The organism is Priestia sp. ABM2_011 (assembly GCF_056158845.1).
In genome coordinates this window covers 4,057,449-4,077,899 of the sequence record NZ_JBSWUB010000001.1, presented here as the reverse complement: position 1 = coordinate 4,077,899, position 20,451 = coordinate 4,057,449, and the positions used below count along the sequence as shown (strand labels likewise).

Genomic DNA, 20,451 nt, shown 5'->3' with positions numbered 1-20,451 from the left:
ATGATGGCAAAGCGTAAAGTAGGGTACAAATCAGCACTAACTAACAACAATACACCAAAAGAGAGCCTTTCAGATGCAGAATTTGCTGCTGAATATGCTGGCGGTGAGGAGCCGGCTAAAGGCGCGAATCGCAATTCTAAAAAAGGAAAGCAAGGTAAGTAACGATGAGCAAACATAAACAAAATAATAAGCACATCGCGAGCACCGAAGCAAAACAAAAACAATTACTGCAAGAAGAGTTTGGAACGGAAATGGGCGATCCGAACGCAGCTAAAATATATGAATCCCTTGGAAAGACAAAGTCTGATAAAGAGCATGAAAAGAAAAAAGAATGCTAAAGAAAAAAACCTCGGATATCCGAGGTTTTAGCTTACAACTGGAAGACCAAATGCTTCTACAGGTGCTGAATAAAGTTTTGTATCATTTGCTTTTTGATCATAATAAGCAAGAAGAACAGATGGTTGTTCATTGATTTGTCCTGTTTGTTTATAATACATATAATCAAATGGAAGAATCTCTAAAACAGTGTGCTTGTATAATTCTTTTTCAGCAAGCTGTTCAGCTTCAAAAGCCTGTCCCATGATAGAAGGATTAGCAAGCATTTGCTGATAGTAATGAGAGCGGACTTGTTTTTCTACTTTATCGTCCCACCAAGGCTTACGAGGCTTATGCTTTTGGTTTTGTAAATAATCAATTTTCATAAACCCTTCAATTACTTCTTCATTTGAAAAACTTTCTGTTTGAATATACTGTTTAAGGCGTCTGAATAAATCTTCAAGCTGATGACCGATTCGAACCCAGCCCATTTCATCCCAATACGTCCCAAAGTTTTGGAAAAAATCAAAAGGCGTATCATAGCAGTGTTCTACTAAAAACTCGATCGTTTCATCCATTCGGTGGTCATTCCAAAATTTTTCTAAAATATCTTCTACATGCTTGATGCGTACGACATCTGAAAATGGCAAGACGTTATTGCTTAAAATTTCATAAGGCGACTGATCCATGTATTGATAATTATAGCGAGGCGCACTTAAACGTAAGCCAGTGCCGCGAAGCATTTTTAAAAAGCCTAGCTGAAGCTCTTCAGGACGAAGTGCAAATACATCATTAAACGTATTTTTAAATGAGTTGTAATCTTCGTCTGGCAGTCCGGCGATTAAATCTAAATGCTGGTCGATCTTTCCGCCTTCTTTTACCATTGTTACGGTACGCGTTAATTTTTTGAAGTTTTGTTTGCGTTTGACTAGCTCATTAACGGCATCATTTGTAGATTGAACGCCAATTTCAAAGCGGAATAATCCTTTTGGCGCGTTATCGTTTAAGAACTGAATAACTTCTGGGCGCATAATATCGGCAGTAATTTCAAACTGAAATACGGTACCTTCACGATGTTCATCAATTAAAAATTGGAACATTTCCATGGCGTAGCTGCGGCTGATGTTGAACGTGCGGTCTACGAACTTAATTGTGCGGGCTCCGTTATCCATCAAATAGCGAATATCTTCTTTTACTTTTTCTCGGTCGAAATAACGAACGCCTACTTCAATAGAAGAGAGACAGAACTGACAGCTAAACGGACAGCCGCGGCTTGTTTCAATATACACAACGCGTTTTGAAAGTTCTTGGCGGTCTTCTTCAAAACGGAAAGGAGAAGGCATTTCGCGCAGATCAATTTTATTGCGCTGTGGGTTAACAACTGGTTTTCCTTCTTTTCGGAAAGCCACGCCGCTTACGTTTTCAAACTGACGCTCGCCGTGAAGTTCATCTAACAGCTGCTTGAATGTTTCTTCACCTTCACCAATAGCGATAAAGTCAGCTTCAGGAATACGCTCTAACCAGTGAGTTACATCATAGGTTACTTCTGGTCCACCGAATATAATGATGAGCTCAGGATTGATCTTTTTAAGCATTTGTGCGACTTTAATCGTTTCTTCAATATTCCAAATGTAACAGCTGAAACCAATAATATCTGGGTTGCGTTTATATAAATCCGTAACAATGTTCATAGCAGGATCTTTAATCGTATATTCGGCCATATCCACTTTATAGTCAGGCTCGGCATAGGCTTTTAAACATCGAAGGGCTAAAGAAGTATGAATATACTTCGCATTCAATGTACTGACAACAATGTTCATTCAAAAAGCTCCTTTTAACTCGTAATATGAAATCAATTTACTATTTTAGCACATTTGAGAAATAAAGTATAAATACCTTTGCACTTTTGTTGTGGCGGGGAAAAGATTTCGGTAAAATGTAACAGAAACGTAAAAGAAGAAAGAGTCTCGGTTAATGTGAACCTTGGTGAACGAAAAAAATGAGGTGGAAAACGTGGAATATAAGCGAATTAAGCCAAAAAAAATATACGAAGAAGTAGCCGAAACGCTTCTTGAGAATATAAAAGAAGGCAGCTTGAAGCCTGGAGACCGTTTGGATTCAGTGCAGCAGCTGGCGGAAAACTTTCAGGTAGGACGCTCAGCTATTCGTGAAGCTCTTAGCGCTTTGCGGGCGATGGGGCTTCTGGAGATGAAGCAAGGAGAAGGCACATTTGTACGCGAATTTAACTCAGATATGCTGTCTTTGCCTGTAACTAGCGCTGTATTAATGAATAAAAACGATATTGAGCATTTGCTTGAAGTGAGAAAAGTATTAGAAATTGGAGCTGTTCGAGCGGCAGCTCAAAAGAGAACGGATGCGGACCTTAAACAACTGTCTAATAGTCTGGAACAAATGAAAGGAGCGTTTGGCAATGAAGAACTGGGAGAGAAAGCAGATTTTGCTTTTCATTTAGCCATTGCCAAAGCCTCACAAAACCCTCTTTTAGTGAAGCTTATGAATAACGTATCAGAAATGATGATTGAAACGATGAAAGAGACAAGACGCATCTGGCTTTATGCAGAAGAGAAAACGGCTGAACGGATTTATAAAGAGCATCAGCAAATTTATGAAGCTATTCTTTCTCAGCATGCAGAAGATGCTCAGCATTTTATGATGAGTCACCTTGATAATGTTGAACATGTACTAATGAAATACATACCGGAAGAAAAATAACGCCATTTCAGGCAGAAAAGTGCGCTCTAAACAACAGAAAAACTAAAATTCAAGCACCTTCCGATAATTTATGCTTGCTCTATTGTGAAAAGATTTACATAATAGAAACTAGGATTGTCAAATGGAGGGTTACAAAGTATGAAAAAGCAATATAGAGATGATAGTCTAGCTTTGCATACAGATCTATACGAGCTGAATATGGCGCATACGTATTTTCAAGACCAGATTCATAAACGTCGTTCTGTATTTGAAGCTTACTTTCGTCGGATGCCGTTTGAAAGCGGTTATGCGGTGTTTGCCGGGCTAGAAAGAGTAATTGATTTTATTGCTAATTTCAGATTTAGCGAAACGGACTTAGATTATTTATATGAAGAATTACATTATGAAGCGGAGTTTATCGACTATCTAAAACAGGTTCGATTTAGCGGTAATATTCGTTCGGTCGTAGAAGGCGAAATGATTTTTGCTAATGAACCGATGCTGCAAATTGACGCTCCTTTAGCAGAAGCGCAGCTTATTGAAACGCCGCTTTTAAATATTTTAAATTTCCATCCGCTGATTGCCACAAAAGCATCGCGTATTCGCTTAGCCGCGGGAGAAGATAATTTATATGAACATACGGGTACAAATCAGCTTATGGAATTTGGTTCAAGAAGAGCACATGAGCTGGATGCTGCTTTTTACGGGGCAAGAGCTGCTTATATTGGAGGCTTTGACGCAACCAGTAATGTAAGAGCGGGAAAAGTGTTTGGAATTCCCGTGTCCGGCACTCACGCCCACGCGCTTGTTCAAGTCTATCGTGATGAATATAGTGCGTTTAAAAAATATGCCGAATCACACCGTAACTGTATCTTTTTAGTAGATACATATAATACGTTAAAATCAGGTATTCCAAATGCTATTAAAGTAGCAAAAGAAATGGGAGAACAAATTAATTTTATCGGTATTCGATTAGACAGCGGAAGACTTCCATATCTTTCTCAAGAGGCAAGAAAAATGCTTGATGAAGCGGGCTATCATGATGTGAAAATTTTCGCTTCGAATGACCTTGATGAGTACAGCATTCTAGATTTGAAAGCGCAAGGTGCCAAAATTGATGGATGGGGAGTTGGAACAAAGCTCATGACGTCCTTTGATCAGCCAGCGCTAGGAGCGGTGTACAAGCTGGTTTCGATTGAAGATGATCATGGAAACATGGTGGATACGATTAAGCTGTCAGAAAACCCGGAGAAAATTTCAACTCCTGGTCTAAAAGAAGTATATCGAATTGTAAATCAAGTGAATCACAAATGGGAAGGCGATTATATTACGATGCAAGACGAAGTGCCGAATGAAGAGCAGCATTTAAAAATGTTTCATCCTATTCATACGCACGTCAGCAAGTTTGTCACGAACTTTAACGCACGTAAAATTCACCAGCCAATCTTTGCACAGGGAAAGCTTGTGTATGAGCAGCCTACCATTGAAGAAATGAGAGCCTACTGCTTACAAAACTTAAAGCATCTATGGGATGACTACAAAGTTATTACAAAATCGAACGAAGATGTATTTCGTCCTACAGAGTATCCAGTAGACTTAAGTACAAACTGCTGGGATAACAAAATGCAAAATATCGAAGAGACTAGAAGCAAGTTACTATCTGATACCGTACTTGTGTAGATTCCGTCGGCTAGTAATGAGAGGAGAGTTTTTTTATGAAAGAGCTACAAAAGCAAATTATTGAAGAAATGCATGTGCAAAAAGAAATTAATCCCGCGGAAGAAATTCGCCGCAGCGTTGATTTTCTGAAATCCTACATGAACAAATATCCTTTTTTACGTTCGTTTGTACTAGGTATTTCCGGCGGCCAAGATTCTACGTTAACTGGAAAGCTGGCGCAGCTAGCGGTTAATGAGTTGAATGAAGAAGCCGAAGAAGAGCGCTATCAGTTTATTGCTGTTCGTCTTCCATACGGTGTGCAGGCAGATGAAGCAGACTGTCAAGATGCACTTGCTTTTATTCAACCAACAAAATCTATTTCTATTAATGTAAAACCAGCAGTAGATGCGATGCTTTCTGCTGTTGAAGAAGCGGCAGATGATAAAGTTTCCGACTTCAACAAAGGAAATGTAAAAGCACGTGAACGAATGATTGCGCAATATACGGTAGCAGGCATGTACAGTGGAGTCGTACTTGGAACGGATCACTCCGCTGAAGCTGTTACAGGATTTTATACAAAATTTGGTGACGGAGGAGCTGACTTAGTGCCTATCTTCCGTCTAAACAAGCGACAAGGGAAACAAATGCTAAAAGAATTAGGCTGTCCCGAGCATCTATATATGAAAAAACCAACGGCTGATTTGGAAGAAGATCGTCCACAGCTTCCGGATGAAGAAGCGCTTGGCGTAACGTATGAGCAAATCGACGATTATTTAGAAGGCAAAGATGTAGGTGAACATGCAAGTAACGTCATTGAAGGTCACTTCTTAAAAACGCAGCATAAACGCCAATTGCCAATCACAGTGTTTGATGATTTTTGGAAATAAATAAGTAAGAAGCTGAGACAAACGTAGTTTAGTTGAAGGAAATCCGAACGGTTTTGATTCTTGATGGAGAATCAAATTCGTTCGGATTTTTTTAATAATAGGGCAAACGTAGGTTTCACGTGTCTCAATTTCTTATTATTTTGTGGGAAAAATATCAAACAAAGAAATGTATTTTTGAAAAACTAGTGAAATTAGAAAAACATAGGAGTATAATAGCATTAAGTCATCTGATGACCTGTTAACTAAAAGAAGTAAAATGATCAGCTTGGAGGGAGCAAATGATGAAAGTATCTTTATTTGCCACATGTTTGATTGATATGTTTCAAACAAATGTAGGAAAAGCGACGGTAGAATTGTTAGAACGATTAGGATGCGAAGTGGATTTTCCAAAGAGTCAAGTATGCTGCGGGCAGCCTGCGTATAACAGCGGTTACGTAAAAGAATCAAAAGAAGCAATGAAAAACATGATAAAAGCGTTTGAGCATGCAGAGTACGTTGTATCTCCATCAGGCTCGTGTGTGACAATGTTTAAAGAATATCCTCATCTTTTTAAAGGTGATGCTGCATGGCATGAGTCTGCCGTGAAGCTTGCTGATAAAACGTATGAGCTAACGGATTTTATTGTAAACGTTTTAAAAGTAGAAGACGTGGGAGCCAGCTTAAATGGGAAAGCCACTTATCATTCTTCCTGTCATATGACGCGTTTGCTAAACGTAAAAAAAGAACCTTTTACACTATTAAACAATGTAAAGGGTCTTGAAATGGAGAATCTTGAAAACAGTCATAACTGCTGCGGATTTGGCGGGACGTTTTCGGTTAAGATGGGGCAAATCTCTGAACAAATGGTCGATGAAAAAGTGGGCTGTATAGCTAAAACAAACGCGGAGTACTTAATTGGAGCTGACTGCGGCTGTCTTATGAATATTGGAGGAAGAATTGAACGAAAAGGACAGCCTGTAAAAGTGATGCATATCGCTGAAGTGTTAAATAGCAGAATGTAAAGAAAGGAGAATACCGAATGTCTATGAAAATAGGAAACGATCAGTTTAAAAAACGCGTCGATGACGGAGTCAATAATGCGTTTATGCGCTTTGCGGTTTCAGGTGCTCAAGAGCGCTTAAGAAGCCGTAGATTAGATGCGGCGGAAGAATTAGGGAACTGGGAAGAATGGAGAGCGCTTGGCGAAGAAATTCGTCAGCATACGCTTGAAAATTTAGATTACTATTTAGAGCAGCTCACGGATAATGTAGCTAAACGCGGAGGCCACGTTTTTTTCGCTCAAACAGCTGAAGAAGCGAATGAGTACATAAAAAATGTAGCGAGGCAAAAGCAGGCAAAGAAAGTCGTTAAATCCAAGTCAATGGTTACAGAAGAAATTCATATGAACGCTGCTTTAGAAGAACTGGGCTGTGAAGTTATTGAAACGGATTTAGGAGAATATATCCTGCAAGTAGATGATCACGATCCGCCTTCTCATATCGTAGCTCCTGCACTTCATAAAAATAAAGAACAAATTAGAGATGTATTTCAGGAAAAGCTTTCTTATAAAAAAACGGAAAAACCTGAAGAACTAGCTCTTCACGCCCGGGAAATGCTGCGAAAAGAATTTTTATCAGCTGATATTGGCATCACGGGATGTAATTTTGCGATTGCAGAATCTGGGTCTATTTCACTTGTAACCAATGAAGGAAATGCAAGGTTAACAACTGCCCTTCCTAAAACGCAAATTACGGTTATGGGAATGGAACGAATTGTGCCAACGTTTGAAGAGTTTGAAGTGTTGGTAAGCCTGTTAACTAGAAGTGCAGTAGGTCAGCGGCTTACAAGTTACGTAACAGCGCTTACAGGACCTAGACTTCCAGGAGAAGTAGACGGACCGGAAGAGTTTCACCTAGTGATTGTAGATAACGGACGATCTGCGATTTTAGGAACTGAGTTTCAATCTGTTTTACAGTGTATTCGCTGTGCGGCATGTGTGAATGTATGTCCCGTGTATCGCCATATTGGAGGGCATTCATATGGATCTATTTATTCAGGTCCGATTGGAGCTGTATTATCCCCTTTGCTTGGAGGCTATGAAGATTACAAAGAGCTTCCATATGCTTCAACTCTATGCGCAGCCTGTACGGATGCCTGTCCGGTCAAAATTCCGCTGCATGAGCTATTACACAAGCATCGTCAGCGAATTGTCGAAAAAGAAGGAAAAGCACCTATTTCGGAAAAGCTGGCGATGAAAGCATTTGGCTTGGGAGCAGCTTCTTCTTCTCTATATACAGTGGGCGCTAAAGTAGCACCGGCAGCTCTTACTCCTTTTATGTCAGGAAGCAGTATTTCAAAAGGACCTGGTCCATTAAAAGCGTGGACGGAAAGCAGAGAGTTTCCGGCGCCTACAAAAGAGCGCTTACGAGATTGGTTTGATAAAAGGAGTGATGATGATGAACGGAAGCATTCAAAATAGAGACAGTTTTTTAGATAATATTGCAGCTAATCTTAAGCGAAGCAGGCGAACAAGCGGCGTAGTAAAGCCCCAATGGAAGCATGCTCCTCAGCATGAGGTCTACCGCAGCTATTCGCCGGATCAACTAAAGAAAGAGCTTGAAAACCATTGCGAACGCACTCATACTCGCTATGTAGAAACATCATCACAACACTTGCCAGCTGCGCTTGAAGAAGCCGTAGCGAACTATGGAAATGGTCTTGTGAGCACGTGGGATGATCCTAGGTTTTCCGAATATGGATTGAATCTGCTGATGGAGAAATGGGAAACAAGCAGTAGCCTTCATGTATGGAATTCTGCAAAAGGCGATGAGAATATTAAACTAGCTGAACAAGCAAATGTAGGCATCACATTCAGTGATTTGACGCTAGCGGAATCCGGCACAGTTGTTTTGTTCAGCAGCGGTGCAAAAGGACGATCGGTCAGTTTGCTGCCGGCCACTTATATTGCGATCATTCCTCAAAGCTCCATTGTCCCTCGCATGACACAAGCTGCTGAAATGATTCATGAAAAAGTAGAGCGAGGAGAAACGATTGCTTCTTGCATTAACTTTATTACGGGACCGAGCAATTCAGCTGATATTGAAATGAATCTAGTCGTTGGCGTGCATGGACCTATTCAAGCCACTTATATTGTAGTGAATGATCGATAGAGGCTGGGGAAAACGTATTTTAGCCGAAGTGAAAAACGAACCGTGAATCAAACATGTTGATTCACGGTTCGTTTTCTTTGTTATGTTGAGCATAGGTTTCATTTTGTTATGTCCCAGCCTCTTTTATTCATGCTCCTTTTTTAAATAACGGGAGAATGTGAAGAAATGTCGCATTTTGAATAAACGTGACTAATTTTAAAAAGGTAAAAAGCAAATCTTGTAGAATACTAAGTCTATAGATAAAAGGTGGGGAAATGGGAAGTGCAAAAGAAAGGAGCAATGAGCATGTCACCACACAGAGAATTAACATCTGAAGCTGCGCAAAAGCAGCAAGGTGAATTAGAGCAGCTACGAGCTATTTTTAATGACGTATTAGATGCCATTGTCGTATTTGATGAGTATTTTCAAGTTATAAATGCCAATGAATCAGCCTGCGGGCTGTTTGAAAAAACAAAGGATGAGCTATTAACGTATCAAATGAAAGATTTTCTCATGTATTTTCCGTATGACATGATTGAAGCGTACTATCCAGCGCTTTTAGAAGAAAGCTATTTCAAATATGAAGGCGCGATGACGCTTCAAAGCGGCATGATGAAACATGTTGAATTTACTTCACACAAACATAGTCACATGTCGGGCATTATTGTGTGTACATTTCGAGATATTACACAGCACAAGGTGATGGAAAACGAACGGTTTATTAGTCATCATATGTTTATGGATGTATTTAATGAAGCGGTAGATGGAATTGTTATTTTTGATCGAACTGGTCAGCTTATCGACGCGAACCCTTCATTTTGCGAGCGATTAAATTATACAAGAGCACAGCTTTTAACCAAAACGTTAGAGGAGCTTGTAGAACCTACTTATCATTATAAAGTGAAAAAATTATGGAGAACTCTGCATCAAGAAGGAAAGACAAGCGGCGAGCTGCCGATTAAGCTCGAAAATGGAGACGTTACTTTTTTTGAATTTACCACAACGGCTAATATATACAGTCAATACTATATGTCCATTATGAGAGACGTGACGGAAAAACGGCTGATGGAGCAGCAGCTGTTGAGAAGCGAAAAAAATTTCAGGGCTATTTTTGAAAATGCGATTGAAGCCATTTTGATTTGGAAAGACGATGGGGAAATCTTAAACGCTAATCTTGCTTCGTCCCGTACTTTCGAGCTGCCGTTGAACAAATTGATTGGAAGTAATTTGTATACGTTTATCGATAAGCAAAGCTTTAGTGCATTAAAAATGCTGCAAACATTTCAAAAAGAAGGAGAAATTCGCAATCAGCTTCCTTTTTACATGCCAAATGGAGAAATCAAACAGTTGGAATTCACAGGGAAAAAAGGCATTATAGAAGGAGACCATTTAACCATTTTTCGAAACATTAGTGAACGTACAAAAATCGAACAAGAGCTTCGGAATAACGAAGAGAAATTCAGACAGATTTTTAATGGTTCGATCGATGGGTTAGTTTTATGGGACGGCAAGCGAAATATTATTGATGTGAATTCTTCTCTTTGTGATATTCTCGAACTCAGCAAAGAGGAGATTTGTGCGCATTCCATGGAGGATTTTATTTCTTCAGCGAATTTAGATGCGGTCATTGAGCATAAAGAAACAATTGAGCAAAAAGGGGAAGCTGAAGGAGAGATTACGTACGTTACGGGGAACGAAAAAGTTAAAAACATCGAATTCTCTACGAAAAAAGATATCTTGCCAGGTCTATATATGACGCTTTTAAGAGACGTAACGGAACGAAATCAAATGCAGGAGCAGATTCGGAAATCGGATACGCTTCAAGTAGTCGGACAGTTAGCAGCTGGGATTGCGCATGAAATCCGCAACCCGATGACGGCTTTAAAAGGGTTTGTTCAGCTGCTAGAAAGCAGCATTCAAGAAGATCACTCTCTTTATTTTGATATTATTAAATCCGAATTAAAAAGAATCGAAACCATTATTACAGAGTTTCTAGTACTCGCTAAGCCACAGGCCGTAAAGTTCGAAAAGAAAAATCTAGCTGCGGTTGTTAAAGAAACGATTGATTTATTAAATGCTCAAGCGCTTTTAGAAAATATTCAGTTTGAACTAAGTGTGTCCCCTCAGCTGCCAATGGTATACTGCGAGCCGAACCAAATTAAACAAGTACTAATAAATGTAATTAAAAACGCAATTGAAGTTACGTCAAACGGGGGAAGAATTTTTGTTGAGGTCTATTCTACAGAGCCGCACTACGTGACGGTCTCCATTCGAGATCAAGGAGACGGAATGCCCGAAGAGCGCATCAAGCGCTTAGGAGAACCATTTTATACGACAAAAGAAAAAGGAACGGGGCTCGGTTTGATGGTCTCATATAAAATTATCGAAGAACATAAAGGGCGAATTGAAGTGGAAAGCAAAATAGGAGAAGGAACAGCTTTTCGTGTTATTCTTCCAGCCTAAACAGAAAGGATAAGCGAGTATGTACTATGGAGAAATGAACTTATTTTCTGATTTGAAAATTTATATTGTAGCCTCGGAAAAAGGGGTTCAACATATTTGGTTTGATAGCGATGATCACAACGAGCAGCTTAAAAAACTTGTCCATGACGAGAATTATCACCTTGTGAAAGAAGCGAAGCGGCAGCTTCAGGATTATGCTGAAGGGCGCACGCTAACATTTGATGTGCCTTTGGATATAAAAGGAACAGACTTTCAAAAAGAAGTGTGGTTAACGCTTAAAGGTATACCTTATGGACAAACGTGGTCTTATAGTGATGTAGCGGAGTCTGTTAATCGCTCTAAAGCCGTAAGGGCTGTGGGACAAGCGAATCGTCGAAATCCACTGCCTATTATTTTACCTTGTCACCGTGTTATTGGTAAAAATGGAGCTTTAACAGGTTATGCAGGTTCCCAAACTCATATAAAAGAAAAACTATTAATGCTTGAAAGAAATGTAGCAAAAGGCGCTCTGGAGTTAAAATAACTATTCACCGTCTAATTTCCAGCCTTCTCCCTGCACAAAAACACCGTCAATTTGCTGAGGAGAAGGGAGGGAATTTAGTTCTTCATCTTTGGATAAATCGAATAGCTGATATTGCTGCTTGCGATTCAACGCTTTGTTTTTATCCGTTTTTTGCTCTGCACTCATTTTTACTCCTCCTTATTCAAAAAGAATCCCCTATAATATATGTAGAAAAATCAGAGAGTACTGTTACAATTGTGTTACAAATGCAGCCAAAAAGCGCTGTTTAATAAAAAAGGTTGAGACATAACAAAATCAATGTCATCTAAAGATGAACAACTCGTATAGATGAACTGAACCGCTTGTGACACCGCAGTTGATTTCCGTGCAAGACTTCGCTTTCCGCGGGCGGCCGCTGAGCCTCCTCGTCGCTTGCGCTCCTGCGGGGTCTCACCCCTTCCGTTTTCCCCGCAGGAGTCTTCGCCTTGCCCTCCAATCAACTGCTAGAGGGAACGAAACAGATAAAACGATATTTACCATCACAAAAAAACGAACCACTAATCAACATGTTGATTAGTGGTTCGTTTTGCAGTGGGGCTAAAATACTTTTGTCCCAGCCTCTTGTTATTGAGCAGATTGCAGCAAAACTTTTTGAATGGATTCAAAAGACGGGGAATGGATAACTCCATGCTCTGTAATAATGGCCGTAATCAGTTCGCTTGGCGTCACATCAAAAGCTGGATTGTACACAGAGATTCCGTCTGGAGCAATTTGCGTATCTCCAATGTGCGTTACTTCTTTAGGTGAACGTTCTTCAATAGGGATGCTGCTTCCGTCTTGAATAGATAAATCAAATGTGGACTGCGGCGCTGCTACGTAAAATGGAATACCGAATGCTTTCGCTAAAAGAGCAAGTCCATACGTTCCAATTTTGTTAGCCGTATCGCCATTTGCTGCAATGCGGTCAGCACCTACAATGATCCCATTAATTCCTTTTGTTTTAATGGTATGAGCAGCCATATTATCCGTAATCAGCGTAACGTCTACTCCCGACTGCTGAAGTTCCCATGCTGTTAAGCGAGAACCTTGAAGAACGGGTCTTGTTTCACAAGCAAATACTTCAAGCGGAATATCGCGCTGCTTAGACAAGTGAAAAGGTGCTAATGCTGTTCCATAATAAGCTGTAGCAATTGAACCAGCATTACATATTGTCATGATTTTATCTTTCTTTTTAAATAAAGAAAGGGCATGATCTCCAATTCGGTAGCACGTTTCTTCATCTTCTACTTGAATTTGAATCGCTTCATGAACAACTTTTGTTTTAGCTTCATTAACGGACGAAGCGGATTCAGCGCTTTTCGCTACGCGGTCCAATGCCCAAAATAAATTGACGGCAGTCGGGCGTGAACTAGCTAAATACTGTTGATCTAGAGCTAGCTTTTTGTTAAATTCCTTGACTGAATCCGTGTCATAGCTAAGCGCAGAAAGAGCAAGACCAAAAGCCGCCGTAATGCCAATTGCAGGGGCTCCGCGTACTTTCAAGGTAGTGATAGCATCCCATACGTCTTTAATGGTTTGCAGCTTAATATATTCAACTTTGCCAGGAAGCTGCTGCTGATCTAATAAAGTAATATATGATTCATTCCATTCCACTGAGCGCGGAAGTGATAGTGTATTTGTCATGCTGATACCGATCCTTTCATTGTGTACATTATTCGTTATCGAAGTAAATGTTCAAATTCATTTGGTGAAACGTCTTGTTGGTGCAGAAGTAAATAGCGTCCAATTTTTAACGCAGTACGTTTAGCGTTAATTTTTCTTTCCTCTGAAGAAATTTCGTCTAAGTCCGCCACGTGAGCTAAGCCAATCGTACGTCGAATGATTTCACACCCTGCATATCCAACAGCATCTTGCCACGTTTGCGTTAAAATTTCATGTAACAAGCGCTCATCTTTAGCGAAAGGTTCAGTGTTTTCAGAATGCCAAAGCGCAGTAAAGGTATCTTTAAATACGTTCCATGTGTTCGTAATGTGTGCAAATAACGGTTCGCGATCTGTTTTTCGAGAAAGAGCATTTAAAAATAAATTTGCAACAAATTGGCCTAAATCGAATCCAAACGGACCGTAAAAAGCAAACTCTGGATCAATCACTTTCGTTTCTTGACTGCTAGCAAATATGCTTCCTGTATGTAAATCACCGTGAATTAGCGTTTGGGCATTTGTTAAAAATTTATATTTTAATTTTGCTGCTTGTAACTTTACATCTCCATCGTTCCACAATTCTTCTACATCAGGACGCAGCGCTTCTTCAAATTCATTTGTATCGATATCAAAAAAAGGATCTGTAAAAACTAAATCTTCCGTAATATTGCATAAGTCCGGATTGCTGTACTTGACGACTTCTTCTTTTTTATCCTGAGGCTTTAAGGCAAAATCCGACGTTTTGAACGCAATATGTCCTAGAAAAGAACCGATATGCTGTGAAAGCAGGGGATAACTTTCTCCTTGAATAAGTCCGGCGCGGGAAATCGTTAAATGAGACAGATCTTCCATGACCGTAACAGCAAGCGTTTCATCGTGGTAATACACAGCTGGTACGAGTTCAGGGGTAAATGCACCGAATTGCTTGAGCGCATTGCTTTCAATCGTGGCACGGTTCAAGGATAGAGGCCAGCTCTCGCCTACAACTTTTGCATAAGGAAGTGCTTGTTTGACGATAATGGATTTATTCGTTTGATCATTTATGATGTGAAAGACGAGATTTAAGTTGCCATCACCGATTTCACGGGCAGTCAGTGCTTCTGTGGCATCAAAGAGACCTAGCTTTTTCACAAGTTTGATTGCTGAAATTTCTGTTAAAGGCTGATACTTCTCTGTTTTTGTTGTTGACATTAGAATCCCTCCATAGTTTATTAAACTGATTTGTTTACTAAGTTAATAGGTTTAAGAATGTATGGAGGCTTTTATAATTTTAGAAAATATAAAAGCCTCTTTCGTTGGAAAGAGGCTTGATTGTAGTGTTCAAACCTCTTATCTGCCAGAAAGAATTACTTTCTGTTGGAATTAGCACCGTGCCTTTGTAAAAACATGTTTTACGGGTGTGATCCATCTTAGGATGGAATGACGGTCGGTTGCTGGGCTTCACAGGGCCAAATCCCTCAGCCAACTCTTGATAAGAGTACGATTACTTATTCAATTTTGATTTGTTTGAAAATTTTATGTTATCTGGTGAAAATCGTATCATGCAAAAAAACGGCTGTCAATACATAATTAATAAAATTCTGTGCGGCGATCTGTAAAGACAGGAATTTGTTTACGAATTTCTTTTACAAGTTCCAGGTTAACGTCGGCACTTAAAAGTTCTTCGCTATCGCCAGCTTCAGCGATTATTTCTCCCCACGGATCGATGACTAAGGAATGTCCGGCAAATGTGTTATTAGGATCTTGGCCTACACGATTACACGCGATTACATAGCATTGATTTTCGATTGCGCGGCTAATGAGCAGTGCTTTCCAATGGGCAAGTCTTGGAGCCGGCCACTGAGCAACAACAAATAAGACTTCTGCTCCGCTGCTAGTATGCACGCGAATCCATTCTGGAAAACGAATATCGTAACAAATAACTCCTGCGCATAAAGACTGTTCAAGTGTAAAAAGATTTTTTGCTGTTCCTGCTTCTAGATAGAGGTGCTCATCCATTAATTTAAATAAGTGCAGCTTACTGTATTGTGATACTTCACGACCTTTTCGGTCAAAAATATACATCGTATTTGTGACGCCTTGCTCTGTTTTTTTCGCGATCGAACCTGCCACAATATTTACTTCGTTCGTTTTAGCAAATTGAGAGATTAATTGCTTGGCCTGCTGTCCTTCATCATCGGCAATTTCGTCTAGCCGCGTCAAATCATAAGCTGTATCCCATAGCTCAGGAAGCACAAGGATGTCAGGGTTTTCTTTTAGAGCTTCCGTCATTTTTTGTTGAATATATTTTCGGTTTTTAGTTGGGTTTCCAAACGCAATATCAAGCTGCAAACACGTGATTTTTACACTCACTTTATCATCCGTCCTTTTTTTAGTAGTTGAAAAAAATGACTTTACAAGTTGAGTATTACAATATATTATTTGTGACTAGAATTTCAAGAATTTTTTGAGAAGGTGTGCGATGATGAAACAATTTGAGCAATCGGAACTATTAAAAAGTTTACCAAAACAATTTTTTGCATCACTTGTAGGCAAGGTAGGAAAAGTAATGGCCCAAGGGCACGACGTTATTAACTTAGGGCAGGGAAATCCTGATCAGCCTACTCCTTCACATATTGTAGAAACACTCCAAAAAGCAAGTGCTAATCCTATGCATCATAAATATTCTCCATTTCGGGGGCACCAGTTTTTAAAAGAGGCCGTTGCGACTTTTTATAAACGAGAATATGGCGTTGATGTGGATCCTGAAAAAGAAGTAGCTATTTTGTTTGGCGGGAAGGGTGGACTTGTAGAAATTCCGCAGTGCTTATTAAACCCTGGAGATACGGTGCTGGTTCCGGATCCTGGATATCCTGATTACTGGTCTGGAGTAGAGCTTGCAAAAGCAAAGATGGAAGTGATGCCGCTCACGGCTGAAAATCATTTTCTGCCCGTATACGAAGAGATAGGTGAACGTGCTAAAGAACAGGCAAAGCTCATGTTTTTAAACTATCCGAATAATCCTACCGGTGCAGTGGCAACGGCAGAATTTTTTGAAGACACCGTGGCGTTTGCTGCCAAGCACGATATTTGTGTGGTACACGACTTTGCCTACGGAGCCATTGGATTTGATGGTAAAAAGCCAATCAGCTTTTTACAGACTCCTGGTGCAAAAGAGACGGGAATTGAAATTTATACTCTTTCTAAAACGTATAACATGGCGGGATGGCGAGTTGGATTTGCTGTAGGAAATGAAAGTGTAGTAGAAGCTATTAATCTTCTTCAAGATCATATGTATGTCAGCCTCTTTGGAGCGGTTCAAGAGGCAGCAGCGGCAGCTCTGTTAGAATCTCAACAATGTGTGAATGATTTAGTTAAGCGCTATGAATCTAGACGCAATACCTTTATTCAAGGGCTTCAAGAAATTGGTTGGGACGTTACATCTCCAGCGGGTTCCTTTTTTGCATGGCTAAAAGTTCCTAAAGGATATACTTCTGAACAATTTTCAGATTTACTTCTTGAAAAAGCCCACGTTGTAGTGGCACCTGGAGTAGGCTTCGGAACATATGGTGAAGGCTATGTGCGCGTAGGACTGCTGACGGATGAAGAGCGCATGAGAGAAGCTGTATCTCGAATAAAAAAATTAAATTTATTTTAAAAACGCATTGACAATCCTTTTTGAGTTGGCTTAATATGTAAGAAGTTAACGAGATTAATAACCGATAAATCCTAGCGGTATTTTTTATTTAGTATATAATCTACGAATTCAATTTAAATAAATAGCAACTTTCTTATTAAGAGTAGGTGGAGGGACTAGCCCGATGAAGCCCGGCAACCGACTTAACGCATGTTAAGCACGGTGCTAATTCTTGCAGCAGCAGCTGAGAGATAAGAAGAGCAACGAAAGCCTCTTCTTAATCACAGAAGAGGTTTTTTTTATTAACGATATTAAACAGCAAGGGAGTTTTTAGCATAATGAGTGAAATCGTTGCAAGCTACTTACTACATGACAATAAAGGAAATTTTCATAAAAAAGCGGAAGGAATCGCTTTAGGACTAACCGTCGGCTCATGGACAGATCTGCCGCTTTTAGATCAACAGCAGCTTCAAAAGCATAAAGGGCGCGTCGTATCCGTAACTGAGCTTCAAGACTGCGAACGTGTTAACGGATATTTAGGCGGAGAGGTTAAGCAGGCTATTGTCAAAATTGCTTATCCTACTGCCAACTTTTCAAGAGATTTACCGGCTATTTTAGTTACGGTTTTCGGAAAACTATCACTTGATGGAAAAGTGAAATTATTAGACTTGGATTTTCCTGATGAATTATTAGCTGAATTCCCAGGACCGCGCTTTGGAATAGAAGGTATACGAGAGAAACTAGGCGTTTATGACCGTCCGCTTGTGATGAGTATTTTTAAAGGCGTGATTGGAAGAGACATGACGTACTTAACAACTCAGCTGCGTGAGCAAGCGCTTGGCGGAGTGGATTTGGTTAAAGACGACGAGATTTTGTTTGATAGTGAACGAACACCTTTTGAAACTCGCGTTACAGAAGGAAAAAAAGTACTGAATGACGTATACGAAAAAACGGGACACCGCACGCTGTATGCTGTTAATTTAACGGGACGAACGTTTGAATTAAAAGAAAAAGCGAGAAAAGCAGCTGAGCTAGGAGCCGATGCTCTTTTATTCAACGTATTTGCTTACGGGTTAGACGTACTGCAGGCACTTCGAGAAGATGATGAAATTAACTTGCCGATTATGGCACACCCAGCTGTTAGCGGAGCGCTTACGCCATCAGAGTTTTACGGTTTTTCAAATTCATTACTGCTTGGAAAACTATTGCGCTTAGCCGGAGCAGATTTCTCACTGTTTCCATCACCATACGGAAGCGTAGCGCTTTCTCTTGAAGATACGACAGGCATTGCCTACGAATTAACGCGTCCTGTGTACAAATATAAGCAGACTTTCCCGGTTCCTTCAGCAGGAATTCATCCTGGAATGGTACCGCAGCTTGTGAAAGACTTTGGAATCGACAGCATTATTAATGCAGGAGGCGGAGTTCACGGTCATCCAGACGGCGCTATCGGAGGAGGAAAAGCATTCCGTTCGGCGATAGATGCAGTACTCTCTCATCAAACACTAGCCGAAAAAGCGGAAGAATCAAAAGAGTTGCAAAAAGCTTTGCAACTATGGGGAACAGTAGAGGTGAAAGCATGACATCGTTAAAAATCTTTTGTGACTTTGATGGAACAATCACAAATAGCGATAACATTATTGCTATTATGAAACAATTTGCTCCTCCGGAGTGGGAAAGTATTAAAGACGACGTGCTAGCACAGCGCGTCTCCATTCAAGAAGGAGTAGGGCAAATGTTTGCCTTGCTTCCCGTGGAATTAAAGGAAGATATTATTTCTTATATTTTAGAGACGTCTGCTATTCGAGATGGATTTGATGATTTTATTGCCTATACAAAAGAGCATCATATTCCGCTTTATATTGTAAGCGGAGGAATTGACTTTTTTGTAAAACCGCTTTTGGGAAATCGAGTTGCAGAGGAAATGCTCTACTGCAACGGATCTGATTTTTCCGGTGAGCATATTTCCATTACGTGGCCTCATACATGTGATAAACAGTGTACAAATGACTGCGGCTGCTGTAAGCCAACGATTATTCGCCATCTTGCAGATGAAAGAGATCATACGGTTGTTATTGGCGATTCCATTACAGATTTGCAGGCTGCCAAATTAGCTGACACTGTCATTGCGCGTGACTTTTTAATTAAAAAATGCGAAGAGCTATCTCTACCGTATCGTCCTTTTTCTACTTTTTATGATGTGATTCACCATTTACAAGAATTAACAGAAGAGGTGAAAGCATGAGTATTATGGCTCAGCAAAGATTACACGAGCTTGCAGATATAAAAGATGAGTTGGCAGAGCGCGATTGGTTCTTCGGTACAAGCGGAAACTTAGCGATTAAAGTGGATCAAAATCCGACAACTTTCTTTGTATCAGCAAGTGGAAAAGATAAAAGAAAACGCACAAATGAAGACTTTTTGTTAGTTGATCAATACGGGAAGCCTGCAGAAGAAACGCATTTAAAGCCTTCTGCTGAAACGCTTTTACACGTTAAGATTTACGAGTCAACGAATGCTGGGTGCAGCCTTCATGTACATACAATCGACAACAACGTGATCTCTGAACTGTACGGAGGTGAAGGGTTTATTTCATTCAAAGGCCAAGAAATTATTAAGGCACTGGGTATTTGGGAGGAAGATGCGGAAATTACTGTTCCGATTATTCCGAATTACGCGGATATTCCGACACTAGCAGAAGAATTTTCTCACCATATAAAAGGCGATCAAGGCGCGATTTTAATTCGTAACCACGGGATTACGGTATGGGGGAAAAATGCGTTTGAAACAAAAAAAGCGCTAGAAGCCTATGAATTTCTATTTAGCTACCATGTGAAATTACTATCACTTAAAGGCATTAAGCCAAAGGTGCATTTATAAAAGGAGGAAATAAAAATGGCGCAAATTCGCTTACATGTAAATAATAAAAGGATTGAAACTCAAGAGGAAGTATCAGTTTTTCTGGCAAACAATGAAGTTATTTATGAAAACTGGGATATTACAAAACTTCCAGAAAATCTTCGTGAAAAATATGATTTAACTGATGAAGAAAAAACAGAAATTTTAAACGCTTTTGGTGAGGATATTAAAGATATTTCTGAACGCCGCGGCTATAAAGCTCAAGATGTTATCTCGTTATCGGAATCTACACCAAACATTGATGAATTGTTAAAAAACTTTCAGCGCAAGCATATTCATACAGATGACGAAGTTCGCTTTATCGTAAGCGGTCATGGAATCTTTGTTATTCAAGGAAAAGACGGTGAATTTTTTGATGTTGAATTAGAGCCGGGCGATTTAATTTCAGTACCAGAAAACATTCTTCATTACTTTACACTAATGGAAGATCGTAAAGTAGTCGCTGTGCGAATTTTCGTGACAACTGAAGGATGGGTACCTATTTACGCATAACAACTACTTGTAAAGCATAGGTCATGATCACCCCACTTTTACATCTAAAAGCGGGGTA

Annotated in this window: 21 protein-coding genes and 2 riboswitches; of the genes, 15 read left to right on the top strand and 6 right to left on the bottom strand. The window is 39.9% G+C overall.

Annotation, left to right across the window (positions count from 1 at the left end; all coding sequences use genetic code 11):
* The first annotated feature begins 3 nt into the window (after nucleotides 1–3).
* Both ACXAE4_RS21675 and ACXAE4_RS21670 read left to right on the top strand, forming a co-directional pair.
* A complete protein-coding gene (locus ACXAE4_RS21675) occupies nucleotides 4–162 on the top strand; it encodes a hypothetical protein (RefSeq protein WP_025749458.1) in 159 nt (52 codons plus the stop codon).
* Nucleotides 163–164: 2 nt separating this feature from the next.
* Entirely contained in the window at nucleotides 165–338 is a 174-nt protein-coding gene (locus tag ACXAE4_RS21670) for a thiamine pyrophosphate-dependent enzyme (protein ID WP_014461091.1), read from the top strand.
* Between the two features lie 27 nt (nucleotides 339–365).
* On the opposite strand, the gene ACXAE4_RS21665 is transcribed toward ACXAE4_RS21670, so the two are convergent.
* Nucleotides 366–2,135, bottom strand: a complete 1,770-nt coding sequence (locus ACXAE4_RS21665) for a B12-binding domain-containing radical SAM protein (RefSeq protein ID WP_028414181.1) — start codon at nucleotides 2,133–2,135, stop codon at nucleotides 366–368.
* A 193-nt stretch (nucleotides 2,136–2,328) separates the two neighbouring features.
* On the opposite strand from ACXAE4_RS21665, the gene ACXAE4_RS21660 reads away from it, so the two are divergent.
* From ACXAE4_RS21660 to ACXAE4_RS21625, 8 genes are all read left to right on the top strand, one after another.
* Entirely contained in the window at nucleotides 2,329–3,048 is a 720-nt protein-coding gene (locus tag ACXAE4_RS21660; RefSeq protein WP_028414180.1) for a FadR/GntR family transcriptional regulator, read from the top strand.
* Between the two features lie 138 nt (nucleotides 3,049–3,186).
* Complete coding sequence (locus ACXAE4_RS21655; protein ID WP_154973303.1) at nucleotides 3,187–4,707, top strand: nicotinate phosphoribosyltransferase; 1,521 nt, start codon at nucleotides 3,187–3,189, stop codon at nucleotides 4,705–4,707.
* Between the two features lie 35 nt (nucleotides 4,708–4,742).
* Entirely contained in the window at nucleotides 4,743–5,573 is an 831-nt protein-coding gene (gene nadE / locus ACXAE4_RS21650; protein ID WP_028414178.1) for an ammonia-dependent NAD(+) synthetase, read from the top strand.
* Nucleotides 5,574–5,854: 281 nt separating this feature from the next.
* Nucleotides 5,855–6,574 carry a (Fe-S)-binding protein gene (locus ACXAE4_RS21645; RefSeq protein ID WP_028414177.1) on the top strand — a complete coding sequence of 240 codons (720 nt, stop codon included), beginning with the start codon at nucleotides 5,855–5,857 and terminating at the stop codon, nucleotides 6,572–6,574.
* 17 nt (nucleotides 6,575–6,591) lie between these two features.
* On the top strand, nucleotides 6,592–8,031 hold the full coding sequence (locus ACXAE4_RS21640) for a LutB/LldF family L-lactate oxidation iron-sulfur protein (RefSeq protein ID WP_028414176.1): 1,440 nt from the start codon (nucleotides 6,592–6,594) through the stop codon (nucleotides 8,029–8,031).
* Nucleotides 8,009–8,722, top strand: coding sequence for a LutC/YkgG family protein (locus ACXAE4_RS21635; protein WP_289578820.1), 714 nt, complete (start codon nucleotides 8,009–8,011; stop codon nucleotides 8,720–8,722). Before ACXAE4_RS21640 ends, ACXAE4_RS21635 begins: the two co-directional genes overlap by 23 nt.
* Nucleotides 8,723–9,007: 285 nt before the next feature.
* A complete protein-coding gene (locus ACXAE4_RS21630; protein WP_231099213.1) occupies nucleotides 9,008–11,164 on the top strand; it encodes a PAS domain S-box protein in 2,157 nt (718 codons plus the stop codon).
* A 19-nt stretch (nucleotides 11,165–11,183) separates the two neighbouring features.
* Entirely contained in the window at nucleotides 11,184–11,687 is a 504-nt protein-coding gene (locus ACXAE4_RS21625; protein WP_028414173.1) for a methylated-DNA--[protein]-cysteine S-methyltransferase, read from the top strand.
* Here the strand turns inward: ACXAE4_RS21625 and ACXAE4_RS21620 are convergent, their stop codons facing one another.
* The 5 genes from ACXAE4_RS21620 to ACXAE4_RS21600 all read right to left on the bottom strand — a co-directional run bounded on the left by ACXAE4_RS21620 (nucleotide 11,688) and on the right by ACXAE4_RS21600 (nucleotide 15,718).
* The gene (locus tag ACXAE4_RS21620; protein ID WP_014461081.1) at nucleotides 11,688–11,852 is read right to left on the bottom strand and encodes a hypothetical protein; all 165 of its coding nucleotides are present in this window, start codon (nucleotides 11,850–11,852) and stop codon (nucleotides 11,688–11,690) included.
* Between the two features lie 74 nt (nucleotides 11,853–11,926).
* A complete protein-coding gene (locus ACXAE4_RS21615) occupies nucleotides 11,927–12,166 on the bottom strand; it encodes a hypothetical protein (protein WP_289578821.1) in 240 nt (79 codons plus the stop codon).
* A gap of 124 nt (nucleotides 12,167–12,290) precedes the next feature.
* Entirely contained in the window at nucleotides 12,291–13,349 is a 1,059-nt protein-coding gene (mtnA, locus tag ACXAE4_RS21610) for an S-methyl-5-thioribose-1-phosphate isomerase (protein WP_028414172.1), read from the bottom strand.
* 35 nt (nucleotides 13,350–13,384) lie between these two features.
* Complete coding sequence (mtnK, locus tag ACXAE4_RS21605) at nucleotides 13,385–14,557, bottom strand: S-methyl-5-thioribose kinase (RefSeq protein ID WP_028414171.1); 1,173 nt, start codon at nucleotides 14,555–14,557, stop codon at nucleotides 13,385–13,387.
* Between the two features lie 135 nt (nucleotides 14,558–14,692).
* Nucleotides 14,693–14,844: riboswitch (SAM riboswitch) on the bottom strand.
* A gap of 91 nt (nucleotides 14,845–14,935) precedes the next feature.
* Nucleotides 14,936–15,718: a carbon-nitrogen family hydrolase gene (locus ACXAE4_RS21600; protein ID WP_028414170.1), complete on the bottom strand. Its 783-nt coding sequence runs from the start codon at nucleotides 15,716–15,718 to the stop codon at nucleotides 14,936–14,938.
* A 112-nt stretch (nucleotides 15,719–15,830) separates the two neighbouring features.
* Here ACXAE4_RS21600 and ACXAE4_RS21595 point away from each other — a divergent pair, with 112 nt between their 5' ends.
* The 5 genes from ACXAE4_RS21595 (at nucleotide 15,831) to ACXAE4_RS21575 (ending at nucleotide 20,393) form a co-directional block, all read left to right on the top strand.
* Nucleotides 15,831–17,003 carry a pyridoxal phosphate-dependent aminotransferase gene (locus tag ACXAE4_RS21595; RefSeq protein WP_028414169.1) on the top strand — a complete coding sequence of 391 codons (1,173 nt, stop codon included), beginning with the start codon at nucleotides 15,831–15,833 and terminating at the stop codon, nucleotides 17,001–17,003.
* Nucleotides 17,004–17,133: 130 nt separating this feature from the next.
* Nucleotides 17,134–17,240, top strand: a riboswitch (SAM riboswitch).
* 80 nt (nucleotides 17,241–17,320) lie between these two features.
* Nucleotides 17,321–18,565, top strand: coding sequence for a 2,3-diketo-5-methylthiopentyl-1-phosphate enolase (gene mtnW, locus ACXAE4_RS21590; RefSeq protein WP_289578822.1), 1,245 nt, complete (start codon nucleotides 17,321–17,323; stop codon nucleotides 18,563–18,565).
* Nucleotides 18,562–19,227, top strand: coding sequence for a 2-hydroxy-3-keto-5-methylthiopentenyl-1-phosphate phosphatase (locus ACXAE4_RS21585; protein ID WP_048020344.1), 666 nt, complete (start codon nucleotides 18,562–18,564; stop codon nucleotides 19,225–19,227). The genes mtnW and ACXAE4_RS21585 overlap by 4 nt, the downstream gene beginning before the upstream one ends.
* Nucleotides 19,224–19,862, top strand: coding sequence for a methylthioribulose 1-phosphate dehydratase (locus ACXAE4_RS21580; protein WP_098112864.1), 639 nt, complete (start codon nucleotides 19,224–19,226; stop codon nucleotides 19,860–19,862). Before ACXAE4_RS21585 ends, ACXAE4_RS21580 begins: the two co-directional genes overlap by 4 nt.
* A 15-nt stretch (nucleotides 19,863–19,877) precedes the next feature.
* A complete protein-coding gene (locus tag ACXAE4_RS21575; protein WP_098112865.1) occupies nucleotides 19,878–20,393 on the top strand; it encodes a cupin domain-containing protein in 516 nt (171 codons plus the stop codon).
* Nucleotides 20,394–20,451: the final 58 nt, after the last annotated feature.